Source organism: Colwellia sp. BRX8-5 (genome assembly GCF_014077325.1).
Taxonomy (GTDB): Bacteria; Pseudomonadota; Gammaproteobacteria; order Enterobacterales; family Alteromonadaceae; genus Colwellia_A.
The window spans coordinates 101,247-117,964 of the sequence record NZ_JACGVR010000013.1 but is presented as its reverse complement, the minus strand read 5'-3'; the positions used below and the strand labels follow the sequence as shown (position 1 = coordinate 117,964).

The window sequence follows — 16,718 nt, the reverse complement described above, 5'->3', positions numbered from 1 at the left end:
AAAGGGATAAGCCTCAGTCATCCTGATACCACATCCGTCATCATGATACCACATCCGACGTGCTGATTCCACATCCGTCAACCTGAGACCACAGCCGTCGCCATCCTGATACCACACCCGTCATCCTGAACTTGTTTCAGGATCTCGTCGTTAACAACACAAAAGCATATACTGAAATAAATTCAGTATGACGGTAAAGGGATAAGCCTCAGTCATTCTGATAACACCTCCTTGATCCTGATAACACGTCCGTCGTCATCCTGATACCACCTCCGTCATCCTGAACTTGTTTCAGGATCTCGTCGTTAACAACACATAAAGCAGATACTGAAATAAATTCAGCATGACGGTAAAGGGATAACTAGACACTGTTAGTCTGAACCCAGGCTATTATTTTGATACTAACTTCATCATCCTGATACCACCTCCGTCATCCTGATACCACCTCCGTCATCCTGAACTTGTTTCAGGATCTCGTCGTTAACAACACAAAAAGCAGATACTGAAATAAATTCAGCATGACGGTAAAGGGATAACTAGACACTGTTAGTCTGAACCCAGGCTATTATTTTGATACTAACTTCATCATCCTGATACCACCTCCGTCATCCTGAACTTGTTTCAGGATCTCGTCGTTGACAACACAAAAATCAGATACTGAAATAAATTCAGCATGACGATAAAGGGATAAGGCTCAGTCATTTTGATAACACCTTCGTTCTTTCTACACAGAAAAGCCGGATAAGTAATTAACTTATCCGGCTTTTATAAAATAAAATGAACGCTTCTAAAAGCGTTCTTTATAAAGGTTACTCAGCTAAAGGACGCATATGAGGGAACAAAATAACATCTTTGATCGTTGGTGAGTCAGTAAACAGCATCACTAAACGGTCAATACCAATACCTTCACCCGCAGTTGGCGGTAAACCATATTCAAGCGCTTGAATATAGTCTTCATCATAATGCATCGCTTCATCGTCACCAGCATCTTTGCCTTCAACTTGGTTGCGGAAACGTGCTGCTTGGTCTTCTGCGTCATTAAGCTCAGAGAAGCCATTCGCTAATTCACGGCCACCAACGAAAAATTCAAAACGGTCAGTAATAAATGGGTTGTCATCATTACGACGTGCTAATGGTGAAACTTCCCAAGGGTACTCTGTAATGAAAGTAGGTTGATCAAGCATATGCTCAGCAACTTCTTCAAATATTTCACAAATGTATTTACCTGGGCCCCATACTTTTGATGCTTCTGTTTCTTTAACACCAACAGTTTTGGCCATAGCTTTAAGTGCGTCGAAGTTTGCTTCTGGGTTACGTAAAATGTTTTCGTCTAGGTCGTTACCGTATAATAAAATAGCATCAACCATAGATAAGCGCGTAAACGATTTTCCAAAGTCATAAAATTTCTCTTCAACGACTTCGCCATCACTATTTTTAACTGTGTTACGAATAACAGAGCTACCTAGTACGTTTTCAGCAAGAGTACGTAACATATCCTCAGTGATATTCATTAAATCAATGTAATCTGCATAAGCTTGATAGAATTCAATCATAGTGAATTCTGGGTTATGACGTGAAGATAAGCCTTCGTTACGGAAGTTACGGTTAATTTCGAATACTTTTTCAAAACCACCAACGACTAAGCGCTTTAAATAAAGCTCAGGGGCAATACGCATATACATTTGAATGTCTAAGGCATTATGAAAAGTTTCAAAAGGTTTAGCCGTTGCGCCACCAGGAATAGTTTGTAACATTGGCGTTTCAACTTCCATGAAACCACGAACAGTTAAAAACTGACGAATACCTTCAACAATTTTTGAACGAATAAGGAAAGTATTACGCGTTTCTTCATTGATGATTAAATCAACATAGCGTTGACGATACTTAGTTTCAACATCAGATAAACCGTGGAATTTTTCAGGTAACGGGCGCAATGACTTAGTGAGTAATTGATATTCGTCCATATTGACATATAAATCGCCTTTACCAGACATATGCATAGTGCCGGTAACACCGATAATATCGCCGATATCTAAAGTGCCCCAACGCTCTTTAATATCTTTTTGCACTGTTTTATGTGCATAAGCTTGGATGCGACCAGACATATCTTGTAGTACCAAAAATGGCCCACGCTTAGCCATAACTCGACCAGCAATACTATAGGTTGCTGTTTCAGCTTCAAGTGTTTCTTTATCTTTCTCACCATGCTCAGCTTGTAAATCAGCAGCGTAGTGTTTTCGGTCAAACTTGTTTGGGTGGCCATTAGCCGGACAGTTTTCACGAATTTTCGCTAATTTACCGCGACGTTCGGCGATTAATTTGTTTTCATCTTGCTGATTTACTTGTGCTTGGTCGGTCATTTTTTTTCTCGTTAACTTTTTAAGTTTTGATTGTCGAACCTTGCCACGCAAGGCTCTTCTACTTTATAAACCAGATTTTAGGCTGGCTTCTAAAAATTTGTCTAAATCGCCATCTAAAACTGCTTGGGTATTTCGATTTTCAACGCCTGTGCGTAAATCTTTAATTCGGCTGTCGTCTAAAACGTATGAGCGTATTTGACTACCCCAGCCAATGTCAGATTTACCATCTTCTAATTCTTGCTTGCCTTCATTTTTCTTTTGCATTTCCATTTCAAAGAGCTTAGCTTTTAACAACTTCATCGCCGTTGCACGGTTCTTATGTTGAGAGCGGTCAGCTTGACAAGCGACAACAGCGCCCGTTGGAACATGGGTAATACGAATAGCTGAATCAGTTTTATTAACATGTTGACCACCAGCGCCCGAGGCACGAAAGGTATCAATACGTAAATCAGCAGGATTAATATCGATTTCAATATTATCGTCAATCTCAGGATAAATAAATGCCGAAGCAAATGAGGTATGACGACGACCACTGGAATCAAATGGTGATTTTCTTACTAAGCGATGAACACCTGTTTCTGTACGTAACCAGCCATAAGCGTATTCACCGGTATACTTAATCGTACACCCTTTAATACCGGCAACATCACCGTCAGTCACTTCAATCGCTTCTGTTTTATAACCGTGTGCTTCACCCCAACGCAAATACATACGCATTAACATTTCAGCCCAGTCTTGTGCTTCAGTGCCACCAGAGCCCGATTGAATATCTAAATAACAGCTATTTTCGTCATGTTCACCAGAAAACATCCGGCGAAATTCTAATTTTTCTAAACTTTTTTCTAGCGCTTGAATTTCATCGCTCGCATCGTTAAAGGTTTCTTCGTCGTCTTCTTCTAGAGCAAGTTCAACTAAACCTTCAACGTCTTCACAGCCTCGATCCATTTCATCAATGGTTTCAACGATGGCTTCAAGAGAAGAGCGCTCTTTACCGAGTGCTTGTGCTCGTTCAGGATCATTCCAAACTTCAGGTGACTCTAATTCACGCACCACTTCAACCAAACGTTCTGATCTTTGGTCGTAGTCAAAGATACCCCCGAAGCATATCTGTACGCTCGCGGATGTCTTTAATCTTGTTTAATACCGGGTTAGCTTCAATCATAGTTTATAATTTTACATCGCAAATTTGGCGTCAAGATGCACGCCCGAAAGAATAAAATAAAATAGTCGCGCATTATAGCGTAATTTCATCGCTAAATAAACGATTTAACTGACTAAACTGGCTGAAAATAAAGCAATGAATCGCCAGGCTTTTATTCAAGGTATTCCACAATAAATTGCACACTTTGCTTGCCACGAAATTCATTAATATCGAGACGGTAAGCAAGGTGGACTTGTTGAGTTTGATGGTCAGGCCAACGGCTTAAGTCAACATTAAAAGCGATAGCATCAAAAACTTGCCCCGCTTTTTCAACAACCAGTTTCAGATGTTTCTGGCCGACAATGCGTTGCTGAACCAACTTAAATTTATCGTCAAATAAAGGTTCGATAAAGTTTTGTCCCCAAGGGCCAGAATCACGTAATAGCTGAGCAAAAGATAAGGTCATTTCATTGGTGGGTAGTTCGCCATCGGAGGCGAGCGTACCTTTGAGATCGTCACTGCTTAACCAAAGCTCGGCATATTGATTTAATAAGCGCTGAAATTCTTCAAAGTTTTCTTCTGCTATTGATAAGCCAGCTGCCATGGCGTGACCACCAAATTTAATAATGATATTTGGGTGCTGCGTGTCAATATGTTCCAGTAAATCTCTAATATGTAAACCAGGAATAGAGCGTGCGGAACCTTTAATTTCACTGGTTTTTCCTGTTTTCTCAAGAGAAAGGTCATCACTCGTGCCAGCAAAAACAATACTGGGTCGGTGATACTTTTCTTTTAAACGACCAGCAACAATACCGATAACCCCCTGATGCCAATCTTTTTGAAACAAAGAAATCGCGTGCGGTAAGTTATCATCAGAAAAATTTAAGCTTTTCAGCACTTGTTCTGCTTCTTGCTGCATGCCCTGCTCGATTTCTCGGCGCGACTTATTTAAATCATCAAGATCAGCAGCCATTACTCGAGCAGAAGCAAGGTCTTTGGCAAGCAAACAATTAATACCGTAAGACATATCGTCTAAACGCCCTGCGGCATTTATTCTTGGACCCAAAGCAAAACCAAAATCACTAGCAACTATCTTTTTCTGATCTTTACCGGCTATTTCGAGCAATGCTTGAATGCCTGGGCGCGTAACTCCCGCACGAATTCTTTTCAAGCCTTGTTCAACCAAAATTCGATTATTGTTGTCAAGAGAAACAACATCGGCTACGGTCCCCAAGGCAACTAAGTCAAGGAGTTGAGCAATATTAGGCTCTGCTATTTTTTTGTCAACGAACCAGTTCTTCTCACGTAAATATTTACGCATTGCCATCATAAAATAAAAAGCAACACCAACACCCGCCAGCGCTTTACTGGCGAAGTCACAGCCAACTTGGTTTGGATTAATAATAGCGTCGGCATCAGGTAGTGTCATGCCCGGTAAGTGATGGTCGGTAACAATAACACCTAATCCTAAAGACTTGGCTTTAGCGACGCCGGCAACACAACTAATACCATTATCAACGGTTATTAATAGCTCAGCGCCTTGCTTAGCAGCTATTTCGACAATTTCAGGTGTTAAACCATAACCATATATAAATCGATTAGGTACTAGGAATTGATAATTATCACAGCCAAACAAACGTAAAGCTTCCATCATTAATGCAGTGCTAGTCGCACCATCTGCATCAAAATCCCCAATAATGGCAATGTTTTTATTCGCGACTAAGCCTTCATATAAAACCTCACAGCCTTGATTAATCCCTTTTAAACTTTCAATGGCACAGAGTTGGCTGACATTAAGTTCGAGTTCAATTGCCTTATCAATACCGCGGCTGGCATATATCTGCTTAATAAGTGGATGAAGATGATTGGGAAGATGGTTATCTTCAACTTTGACACGGCGTACTATTTGCTTTTGCATAAGGAGAGTTTCTGATGATTAATTCAAAGAGGTTAAGAGAGCAAAATGGCAGGCTATTTGGCCTGCCACTTAGGTTAAATCATTAACAAACGATTATAATTTATCCTGCCGCTTTCATCTGTTCAATTATAGCAACAAGCGCATCCGGTTCTTGATAGCCAGGTAACATCATACCGTTTTCTAAAATAACAGCCGGTGTGCCACTAACCCCAACTTGACGGCCAAAATCAAACTCATCTTCAATGGGTTTATCACATATACGTTGTGCAACATTTGAACCCATTTTAGCTTTTGTTAACGCATCTGCTGGATTTTCATGACACCAAATAGAGCGTAAATCTTTAAAGCCTTGAGAATATTGACCCGAACGGTCTTTCACACCTGAACGAGGGTAAGCTAAATAACGTACCGTAATACCTTTTTCATTATATTCATCCATTTGTTCATGCATCTTACGGCAGTAGCCACAAGTGATATCGGTGAATACGGTCACAACATGCTTTTCATTTTTTGCTGGATAGACAATCATCGCATCAGCAAACTTGTCCAGACCATCAAGTCGAACTTGCGCTAAACTTGCTTCTGAATAATTGACAACCTTGCCGCCTAAACCATAAAGTTTACCTTGAATGAAAAATTGACCATCGGCACTCGCATAGAATAAACCTTGGTTAGTGATAAGTTCAACTAAACCAGGCATAGCTGATGGTTTAACGGCATCAATTTCTAGGCCTAACATTAAACTAAGCTTTGCTTTTAATTGAACCGCATCGAATTGGGTAGGATTATTCATGGTAGATGTGGTGGTTGAGGCGCTACTTGCAACCACAGTCGGCTGCTCTACAGCAAACACTAAACCAGCAACACCGATACAAACCGCCGTAAGGGCAAGGGAAATTTTCTTAAACATTAATGACTTCCTAAAAGTAGAACTAACAATCGGTAATCTCAGTGATTACACAAGATTAATTGAGCTATATAACATGACCGTTTCTTAGTCGGTAAAATTACAGGGAATTGAAATAAAATGCAATAAACCTAGTCATATCACTCTATTAATAAGTGTAAACAGCCACTTTATAACGATATATATATTTTACTGCCTTGATATAAACTATCTGTTAAACTCTCGCAAAAATAGTGACCCTAATGTTAATCGGTCAATATCTTACTTCTAAGCTCAAAAAAGATGCTAAAGGCTACCTCATGAAAATTGGTTTATTTTACGGTTCTACCACTTGTTATACTGAAATGGCGGCGGAGAAAATTCAACAATATTTTGCTGACAAAGCAAAGTTCAAGACAGAGTTCGACGTTGAATTGTTTAATATCAAAGAGACACCACTAAGTAAGATTGACGATTTCGATCTGGTTATCATGGGTATTTCTACTTGGGATTATGGTCAAATTCAAGAAGATTGGGAGGGCCACTGGGATGATATCGCGACTTTAGATTTATCAGGAAAAATTATCGCCCTTTATGGCATGGGTGACCAAATTGGTTATACCGAGTGGTTTCAAGATGCGCTGGGCATGTTGCATGAACAAGTCATCGCCCAAGATGGTTTTGTTATTGGTTTTTGGCCCAACCAAGGTTATGAGTTTGAAGCCTCTAAAGCGCTCACCGAAGATAATAGTCAATTTGTCGGTTTGGCATTAGATGAAGACAATCAATACGAACAAAGTGATGAACGTATTGCATTGTGGTGTCAACAAATTCAAAGAGAAATAGCTGAGATTATTGAAAGTGAATAAAAACTAAAAATAAATAGCTTTAGCTTTAGCTAAATAGCCTGTTTCGCTTTATAATTCACGGCAATATTATCCTGACCGAAATTATACTTTATGTTTGAGCAATTTGACCTAGATTCAGCACTACTAGGCGGCATTACAAATGCTGGCTATAAAAAACCAACATCTATTCAAGAGTTGGTTTTACCTGTCGCCATGACAGGTAAAGATGTTTTAGCTTCAGCGCCAACGGGCACAGGTAAAACAGCTGCTTTTATATTACCTATCGCTCAACATCTGCTAGATTACCCGCGTAAAAGCCCAGGTTTTCCTCGGGTACTTATTTTGTCACCAACGCGCGAGCTTGCTATTCAAACCAGTGAGCAATGTACACAATTAACTGAATTAACTGATATTAAAACTGGGTTGATCACTGGTGGTGTTAGTTATGACAGCCATAAAGATGTCTTAACTAAGAACACCGATATTCTAGTTGCTACGCCAGGCCGTCTACTTGAATATCTTGAATCAGAACAATTTGAAGCCCGCGACATTGAAATTCTTGTACTTGATGAAGCTGACCGTATGCTTGATATGGGTTTCTCTGATGCGATTAACCGTATTGTTGGTGAAGCTCGCTGGCGTAAGCAAACCATGCTTTTCTCAGCAACCCTCGAAGGTGCGGGTGTTTTACGTTTTTCAAAAGAAGTACTTAACGAGCCAGTATTTTTAGAGTCTCACCCATCACGAAAAGAAAAAGCCAAAATTCACCAATGGCTTCATTTAGCAGATGACAAAGAACATAAATTTAAATTATTAATCAACTTGTTAAAACAAGAAGGCTTTGAACGCACGGTTGTTTTTGCCAACAAACGTGAAACGGTCCAGCATTTGTCAGGAAAACTCTACGCTGAAGAAATCCCCTGTGCTTGGCTTGAAGGTAAAATGCCACAAGACAAACGTAATCATGCCATTAACCGTTTACGCTCAGGTATGGTAAAAGTATTGGTTGCTACTGATGTTGCTGCTCGTGGTTTAGATATTGATGACATTACTCATGTTATTAACTTTGATATGCCACGCAAAGCAGATATTTATTTACATCGTATTGGTCGTACAGGCAGAGCGGGTAATAAAGGTACGGCTATCTCTTTAGTTGAAGCACACGATATGCCTGTCATTGCCAAGATTGAACGTTACATGGACGAGCGTTTATCACGTCGAAATATTGAAGGCTTAAAACCACAATATAAAGAGTCTAAAGTTGCCTTGAAAAAACCTAAGATCAAAATTAGTAAATCACAGAAAAAAGCTAAGGCGAAAAAACAAGCAAAACGTGCAAACAAAAAGAAATAAAGGTAGAGTAGAAAATATAGGAGGGTTTTCTAGTTTTGAAAGCCCTGATTATCATATTGATTTGTTAGGTAAAGTAAGTTTTACTTGATAATAAAAAACCGTTTGCTATTACGCTAGGATGCACGGCATGGTCGAATAAATATATCGATGTTTGCGTGAATTGAATGAAGACAAAATATTTATTATGGCTAAAATACAATATAATAATGAAATAGAAGTGCAGGCCAAGTATTGGCTATCTCGCATTGAACAAGGATTATCGCAACAAGAGCGACAAGCTTTTGTTGCTTGGGTTAATCAAGAAAACAATCATCACTTAGCCCTTCATAAGTACTCACCTTCGACCAAAATTTCTAAGTTACTTGCCGAGTTTAATGGTTTATTTCCTTTAGAAAAAAAACATTCTCCTCACTCTAAAAAATTATTCATGCAATTATCAATGGCTGCCAGTGTTATTTTCTTTGGTATCATTACCAGTGAGTTTTTTTTAAATAAACCAATATTTTCGTTTTTTCAATCAACGTCATCTGAAGTTATTTATGATCAATTTTCAACAAAAATAGGCGAGCATAAAAAAGTGACCTTACCCGATGGTTCAAATGTCGAGTTAAACACTGATAGTTTACTCACTATTAGCTTCAGTGAAGAACATCGTCAATTAAATTTGATCAAAGGCGAAGCCTCTTTTGAAGTCGCAAAAGATAAATTACGCCCCTTTAGTGTCACGTCTGGGCAACAATCATTTACCGCTTTAGGCACCATTTTTAATGTACAAAAAAGCGATAATAATCAGTTAGAGTTAATTGTTACCGAAGGGCGAGTATTAATCGCTGATTCGAATGAAGCATTACCGGCATTAACGAAAAAAATAGCCAGTACGGTTCAATTTCCGCAAAAAAATAGCATTATAGTTGCAGGTGAAAAATCGACTATAATCAACAAAATTCAATCACCGACAAATAAAATTTCATCACTCACTTTATCTCAGGAACTTTCCTGGAAAAAAGGCATACTTATTTTTGATGGTGAATCACTGGCCACTGCACTTGATGAAATTAGTCGCTATACCGATGTTAAATTTACCATTAAAGATAAAGCGCTTGCCCAAATGAAAGTGTCCGGTTATTTTAAGTCAGACGATGTTGGTACTTTATTAGATTCAATTAGCTATAATTTCGACCTAAAATATACCAAGACAAGTCACAACACTGTAGTTATCACCAAAGCAACTGACGCCATAATTTAATGGTCAACGCCTCAAATAGGCTATAGATAAGTACAATGAATAAAAATTATAAATAGAAGGTGAGCTTTCTGTATTCAACGATCACAATCAAAGCACTAGTTGACACCTTGCTAAACTATTTATTTAAAGAAAGAAAAAAACAGCAACACCGTGCCGTTTTAACAAAACTATTGACACATTTTTTTTGTTCATTCTTTATTATTTTTCCATTATCTTTTAGTTTAACCACTCAAGCTAAAGTACAAGCTATTGCACCCAATATAACGCACTTTACTGTCGCCGCTCAATCCGTTGATCAAGCATTAATTAAACTTGCCCAGCAGGCCGATCAGACCATTATATTTTCTTATGATTTAACCCGAAGTTTTAACAGTAATGCCATAGAGGGTTATTACTCAGTTTCTTTGGCTTTGAGGAAGCTCCTTAAAAACACGGGGCTTCATGCAGAAATAAATAATAAAGGCCAATGGTCGATAAAGCAGAAAAATAACGTTACAGCGCAGAGCAAATCTAAACAAGAAATTAAGACCACAGAAAAAGTCAAAGCCATTGAAAAAATAGTTATTGTTGGTAGTCATATTAATGGCAGAACCGTAAAAGAGTTACCTGTTCCTGTTGATATTATATCTGCGGACACTCTGCGTAATAGTGGCCAGACTAACCTTGGTCAAATATTGCAAGCACTAGTACCTTCTTTTAATTTTTCTCGTTCAGCAATAAGTGATGGCAGTGACGTATTACAGCCAGCAACATTGCGTGGTTTAGGACCGGATCAGACACTGATTTTATTAAATGGTAAGCGTCGTCATCAAGCGAGTTTAATTCATATTAATAGCTCTGTTGGCCGAGGTACAGCTGGTACAGATATGAACGCCATTCCAGTAAGAGCCATTAAACGTATTGAAATTTTACGTGATGGTGCAGCCGCACAATATGGCTCGGATGCCATAGCGGGTGTTATTAATATTGTGCTAAACGATAGTAATGAGCAAGCGACCTTAATAACATCAGCTGGTGCTTATCAGCAAGGTGATGGTCAAGATTTTCAGCTATCTTATACGCAAGGTTTACCGCTGGGTGATGATGGCTTTATCAATGCCACATTAAGTTTAGTCGACCATCAAAGTACCAACCGCTCAGGTTTACATGGTGCCTGCCAATTTGGCCAGTGCACTCAATTGGACAATGGTCATTGGCAAACCGATGATCCTCGAGAGTTATCCGCTAACCGAGCAACATTTCGTATTGGCGACCCTTCGTATCAACAACTTTCTTTTGCCGCAAACAGTACATTTGAACTGAATAACGGGCAACTTTATGGCTTTTTAACCTATTCACATCGAGAAAACCAATCTGCCGCATTTTTTCGTCACAGCGCGAATAACAATGAAAACCCATTATTAAGTGATGGTCAAGCAACTATTCCTCAGGGTTATTTACCCAAAATAGATTCAGATATAAAAGATATGTCATACAATTTTGGCTATAAAGTGGCTTTCGATAATGACAGCGCCATTGATATTTCATATACCTATGGCAAGAACCAAATAGACTATACGACTAAAGATTCACTTAATGCTTCTTACGCTAACTATCTATTACAAACCAGTGACTTAACAGTAGATGAATTACGTGCTCAATTACCAAAGTCTGCTTTTGCTTACGGGCTATCCTTGTCACTTGAGACAGTAAATTTACTTTTTAGCCAAGACTATGAAAATTACTCACTCGCGTTAGGCGCAGAGTTTCGCCAAGAAATATACCAAATAATACCAGGTAACCCCTACAGCTTTCAGGATTATGATACCGACAATAATCAAGCATTGTTTGACCAAGATGCCGCTGGTGGTATTCAAGGTTTTCCGGGGGTTGCACCTGAACTTGCGGTTAACGAGAACCGTGATGTTGTTTCACTTTTTGCGGAGTCTGTGACCCAAATCAATGACTTTATCGAGCTCAGTGCGGCCATTCGTTATGATGATTATGATATATTTGGTAACAGCACCAATACAAAACTTGCGGTGCATTGGCAAGCACACCAGCAACTTATTTTGCGCGGAGCCTATAGCACAGGTTTTCGTGCACCTTCTATGCAGCAAATGTATTTCAATAATATCAGTACACAGTTTATTGTTGACGAAAGTGGCTCATTGTTGAGTGAGGAAGTGGAAACATTCAGAAATGATAGTACTTTGACCACTCGACTCGGGGTGCCTTCTTTAAAAGAAGAAGAATCTGACAACCTCAGTGTTGGCTTTATCTACAGCCCTACTGAAAATGTAGATATTAGCTTTGATTTTTATCAGATTGATATTGATAATCGTATTGTCATTAGTAGTAAATTGGGTATGGGAATATCACCTCTACTCGACCAAGCTTTTACTGAGGAGTCTGTTACCAAAGGACAGTTTTTCTTAAATGGCGCTGATACCGCAACTCAAGGCACAGATATTGTTGCTACTTGGCAGACTCAAGCTTTTGCTGGAGATATTAACTTCACCTTGGCGGCAAACTTTACCAATACTGAGGTAACCAAGTTATTTACACCTGATCACAGCACACTGCATACCATTAGCGTTGAAGAAATTTTTTCACAGCAAGATATTTCTATCATTGAAGAGTGGCAACCACGCAATAAAATAAGTGTAAACACCCTTTATAAAAACCAGCACTGGACCATCAATATATTGTTCAATCACTATGGTAAATATACGATAACCGATGGTGGTAAACAAACTTATGGCGCAGAGCTATTAACTGATATTAGCGTTAGCCATCAAATGTCAAAAAATCTTGCGGTCACTGTGGGTAGTCATAATTTATTTGATGTTATGCCTGACAAAAATCGTATAGGAAACTCTCGAGGAGGCACGATTGAAGATCAACAAGGTAATATCATTGTTGATAGCACAGGTGTATTCAAATATTCACGCCGATCAGCTCCTTTCGGTTTTAACGGCGCATATTTTTATGCAAGTCTGCAGTATGATTTTTAAGGGTGTGCTGTTAACACTTAATAATAGGTAACCGCTTTAATTTCACGTTTGGGTGAAGAAGCTAAATAAATATTATAAACATCTTCAAAGTCTAAACTTAACTCTGTGGTGTAACTGTCGCCAACAGGATAGCTTTTAATCACTTTAGCTGCGCGGATGACACCTTGAACTGACGCTGACACTTCATTTTTACCCATTATCAGTTGTGACATGGTCATTTCACCATTTATCTTTTGCCCATAAACTTGTTCTGCAAGTTCTGCATAAGCGGCAAGCTTTGAGGCATTAATCGCCATCAACATACGCTGCGTTTCATGTTGTGAGTTTTGCAAACTTATCGGCGCTTGGCCAATAGCATGTAACACAGGGAAGGTTTCAGGCTTAACACTTTGCCATTGTACGTGTTTGTCATAAACACTAGAACAGCTGGCAAGTAACAAAGCTAAACTACCAGCGGTTAATATATTAAGAATAATTTTTTTCATCATAAATACCAAAAGTTAGTCCTACATCAATATAAAAAACTAATTAACAATTTTAATTGAACGTTCGTCTTCTGCTAACATAACGCTGTTTCGAATGATTAATCCATCTTTTATCCGAACACTTTCATCTTGATTAATCTGTTCACCAATTACCCAGCTTGGAATAAAAGATTGTGCCGTGGCAACAACAACACGTGATTGCATACCAATCATCCGAGCATTAATCATCACACCATTTTCTTGTTCCATCATGGTACCGGTTACAACATAGTCAATAATCTGCCGCTCTGGCAGCTCTTTCCAGTCGCGACTAAAAACATAATCACCTTGAGCAGTGACACGAATATGTCCCGTCGTTTTAAAATCAATAACAACTAAACCATGGCGCTGTAATTCATGAACAAAGTTCTCTGATATTTGATTACCCAGCCAATTAGTTGACTCAAGGTTTTCTAATTCGACAAAAGAAGCTACCGCGATAGGTGTTTTAGGGTTTACAAAAGAGCTGCTTTCAAGCATCTGATAAGTAAGCCCTTTAACAACATCTGCTATCGCATGTCGAGGTAGATTGAAACTGTCAATTTCACCTCGTACTTCTTGCTTTGATTTATAAAAATTATCTTCATCACTCATCATATTCATTGATGAACACGACATCAACGTTGGAATAAATAATGGAATAAGCCACTTTTTCATTGAGCTCCCCTTGATCGCTCTGAAAGCGAATAATCAGTTTTGCAGTAATATCGATAAACGACATCAAATAGTTTCTAATATAAATAAAGCACAAATCGCGCCAATCTATAAAGTTACTTGCGTATTAAAATAAGTGGGCATAGAAACTGCATATTCGACAGTAGATATTAAACCTTTTTTACTGACGGACTTCATATGCGCTTATTTATATCAGCTCTACTTTTATTTTTTATCACTCATTCTGCTGATGCCCAGTGGTATGAAGCTCAGGGAAAGTCAGTAATAATGCAGGGCAATGCCGAACGAGCAAAAACATTAGCCATAGAGAATGCATTAAAAAAAGCCTTACTCGTTGCCGGAGCTTCCGTATCGAGTGTGCAAAAAACGGTTAACGGATTATTGACACAAAATGAAATAAATATTCGCGCCAGCGGTACCGTAAACTCTTTTGAGCTGGTTGATGAAAATTATGAGGGCAATTTGGTCACCGTAACCATTCGTGCTGACATCTTCCCACAAAGTAAACAGTGCTTCTCTTCTGATTATCGAAAGTCTTTATTAATTACCCGTAGTAACTTAATGCATAGAGAGCAAGCGAGTATCGGTAAAATTTATGCTCTTGATAATAAATTGATGGCTAAACTTGCTTATAAAATTAACAACCAAGGTATTTATCTAGACACCCGATTGTTATTAAAAGAGAAGTCTCAGTTCTCAAGATTAAATAACAGCTTACAAGTTGAAGCAATAAAAAATCTCACCATGTCGTTAGCTAATATCAGCGATACTCAGTATGTCATGTATTCTGAAATTAATGACATTAGCTTTGCACAAGCCTCAACCAACGGTTGGCAGTTCTGGCAAGAAGATGTTTTTAACCGTCAGTTTAGTGTCAGCCTATATATTTACAACGGTACTAATGGTGAATCTGTCTTCACTAAGCAGTACCGTAGTTCTGCCCCATGGGAATTTGGCAAACGTCAGCAAGTTGATGTTCATAGCGAAGTATTCTGGCAAAGCCAATACGGAATGGCCATTGAAAAAGTGTTAGGGGATATGATCATTGATATCGACGAAAATATGATGTGTCAACCTACTCGTGGCAAGGTAGTGCAAATAGCTGGTAATTCGTTAACGATTAATTTAGGTAAAAGGCATGGCGTAAAAGTTGGTGATGAGTTTTCTCTGTTACACTTAAATAATATCATTACTGACTCAGGAAAAACCTATGCAGGTTTTAACGTTAGCCCTTACACAGTAAAAATAACCCAAGTGTCTCAGCAAAGCGCACAGGCAATGACTACTGACGGGCAATTATTGGGTAACATCCAATTAAATGATTTAGCGGTGCGTTACTAACTTCATCGCTATATAGAATGTTAACGTTACCAGCATGCTGTTAACGTTAACATTGTCACTGTTTTGCGCCTTATTCGTTTGACAGACTAATACGTTTAATCAATAAGGCTGAAAGTCCAGCAAACAAAGCGGAAATGATTAAACAGGTAATTAAGTTAGTAAATTGATAAATAACACCTGACATAACAGTCCCTAATAACCTTCCCAGGGCATTAGCCATATAATAAAAGCCAACATCCATAGAAACGCCATCTTCTTTCGCCATGGCTACAATCACATAGCTATGTAGCGCAGAATTAATAGCAAAAACAGCCCCAAAAATAAATAAGCCTGCAATAATAATGATTTCAGTACTGATGTTGAGCTTGGTCGCATAAAACATCAACAGTGCTAACAACAAGGTAACACCGGATAAAATCATCCCCCAAGTAAATAACAAATGACCCTTGATATTATGTTGGTTATTTTTAATAAAAAATTTAGGTGTTGAGCCTTGAACAATACCATAAGCGATAATCCATAACGCCATAAATATCCCAACATTAGTATGTTGCCAACCTAAATTACTGACCAAATATATCGGTAATCCGACAACAAACCAAATATCCCTAGCAGCAAATAAAAATAAGCGCGCGCCCGCCAAATAATTTAATGATGAGTGATTTGAGAATATCTCTTTAAATTTAACTTTGTGCTTTGCCTTACCTAAATCACCTTGCAATAATAACAGACTAAGCACAAAAACAATCGCTAGCACACTCGCCATTATTAGCATGGCTACTGAAAATCCCACGGTACTTAGTAACCAGGCACCTAGGAAAAAACCGATACCCTTTAAGGCGTTTTTTGATCCTGTAAGATAAGCAACCCAACGGAAAAGAACAGCGTGATCTTGGTTGTTATTGCTCGTTGGTACCAACGTTTTAATACTGCTTTTAGCGCTCATCTTATTAAGATCTTTGGCTATACCCGACAGCGCTTGTGCCAACATAACCCAGATAACGGTTAAGTATTGTTCAGGAACTGTTAGCATTAATAAAGCAAAAACTTGACTGAACAGACCAATATTCATGGTTTTATTCAAACCAATTTTTGCTCCTAACCACCCGCCAACTAGGTTGGTTATCACGCCAAAAACTTCATAAAATAGAAATAACATCGCAATGGCAAGCGGGGAATAACCTAGATGATGAAAATGTAATAATACCAGCATACGCAAAGCACCATCGGTTAAGGTGAAAAACCAATAGTTAGCGGTAATTAATAGGTACTGTTTTACCGCACTAGGCAGTGCAGTTATTCTGTTTAACATAAAGGTACCAATGATGGTATTTTCGATTGATGTTGGCGTATGCTAATAAATAATCAAGAGTATTAAACATTAGCGTAACGCCAAGATATTATTCGTTTAAAAACGCAGTCTATGTCGA

12 protein-coding genes are annotated in these 16,718 nt (G+C 38.6%); 5 read left to right on the top strand and 7 right to left on the bottom strand.

The genetic code is table 11. From position 1 onward, the window contains the following. Positions 1-809: 809 nt before the first annotated feature. The 4 genes from lysS to dsbC all read right to left on the bottom strand — a co-directional run bounded on the left by lysS (position 810) and on the right by dsbC (position 6,329). Positions 810-2,360 (bottom strand): lysine--tRNA ligase, encoded by a 1,551-nt coding sequence (gene lysS, locus H4J62_RS10930; RefSeq protein WP_070377186.1) that lies wholly within the window; start codon positions 2,358-2,360, stop codon positions 810-812. Positions 2,361-2,423: 63 nt separating this feature from the next. Then, a protein-coding gene (prfB, locus tag H4J62_RS10925) for a peptide chain release factor 2 (protein ID WP_182216879.1) occupies positions 2,424-3,522 on the bottom strand; the annotation gives its coding sequence in 2 pieces (ribosomal slippage) (positions 2,424-3,446 and positions 3,448-3,522; 1,098 coding nt in all). Positions 3,523-3,673: 151 nt separating this feature from the next. Next, positions 3,674-5,419 (bottom strand): single-stranded-DNA-specific exonuclease RecJ, encoded by a 1,746-nt coding sequence (gene recJ, locus H4J62_RS10920; protein WP_182216881.1) that lies wholly within the window; start codon positions 5,417-5,419, stop codon positions 3,674-3,676. A 100-nt stretch (positions 5,420-5,519) separates the two neighbouring features. Next, positions 5,520-6,329, bottom strand: a complete 810-nt coding sequence (dsbC, locus tag H4J62_RS10915; protein ID WP_259364958.1) for a bifunctional protein-disulfide isomerase/oxidoreductase DsbC — start codon at positions 6,327-6,329, stop codon at positions 5,520-5,522. A 296-nt stretch (positions 6,330-6,625) separates the two neighbouring features. On the opposite strand from dsbC, the gene fldB reads away from it, so the two are divergent. From fldB to H4J62_RS10895, 4 genes are all read left to right on the top strand, one after another. After that, positions 6,626-7,174 (top strand): flavodoxin FldB, encoded by a 549-nt coding sequence (gene fldB, locus H4J62_RS10910; RefSeq protein WP_182216882.1) that lies wholly within the window; start codon positions 6,626-6,628, stop codon positions 7,172-7,174. Positions 7,175-7,264: 90 nt separating this feature from the next. Continuing rightward, positions 7,265-8,506: an ATP-dependent RNA helicase SrmB gene (gene srmB, locus H4J62_RS10905; RefSeq protein ID WP_070376001.1), complete on the top strand. Its 1,242-nt coding sequence runs from the start codon at positions 7,265-7,267 to the stop codon at positions 8,504-8,506. Positions 8,507-8,690: 184 nt separating this feature from the next. Beyond that, positions 8,691-9,752, top strand: a complete 1,062-nt coding sequence (locus H4J62_RS10900; RefSeq protein ID WP_182216884.1) for a FecR family protein — start codon at positions 8,691-8,693, stop codon at positions 9,750-9,752. 107 nt (positions 9,753-9,859) lie between these two features. After that, entirely contained in the window at positions 9,860-12,748 is a 2,889-nt protein-coding gene (locus H4J62_RS10895) for a TonB-dependent receptor (protein ID WP_259364959.1), read from the top strand. Between the two features lie 17 nt (positions 12,749-12,765). Here H4J62_RS10895 and H4J62_RS10890 read toward each other — a convergent pair whose 3' ends face one another. Beyond that, positions 12,766-13,233, bottom strand: coding sequence for an LPP20 family lipoprotein (locus H4J62_RS10890; protein ID WP_070375999.1), 468 nt, complete (start codon positions 13,231-13,233; stop codon positions 12,766-12,768). Positions 13,234-13,272: 39 nt separating this feature from the next. Beyond that, positions 13,273-13,929 (bottom strand): FlgO family outer membrane protein, encoded by a 657-nt coding sequence (locus H4J62_RS10885; RefSeq protein WP_070375998.1) that lies wholly within the window; start codon positions 13,927-13,929, stop codon positions 13,273-13,275. Positions 13,930-14,124: 195 nt separating this feature from the next. Here H4J62_RS10885 and H4J62_RS10880 point away from each other — a divergent pair, with 195 nt between their 5' ends. Beyond that, the gene (locus H4J62_RS10880) at positions 14,125-15,288 is read left to right on the top strand and encodes a flagella assembly protein FlgT (protein WP_182216887.1); all 1,164 of its coding nucleotides are present in this window, start codon (positions 14,125-14,127) and stop codon (positions 15,286-15,288) included. Between the two features lie 70 nt (positions 15,289-15,358). Here the strand turns inward: H4J62_RS10880 and arsJ are convergent, their stop codons facing one another. Further along, complete coding sequence (gene arsJ / locus H4J62_RS10875; RefSeq protein ID WP_182216888.1) at positions 15,359-16,600, bottom strand: organoarsenical effux MFS transporter ArsJ; 1,242 nt, start codon at positions 16,598-16,600, stop codon at positions 15,359-15,361. Positions 16,601-16,718 lie beyond the last annotated feature (118 nt).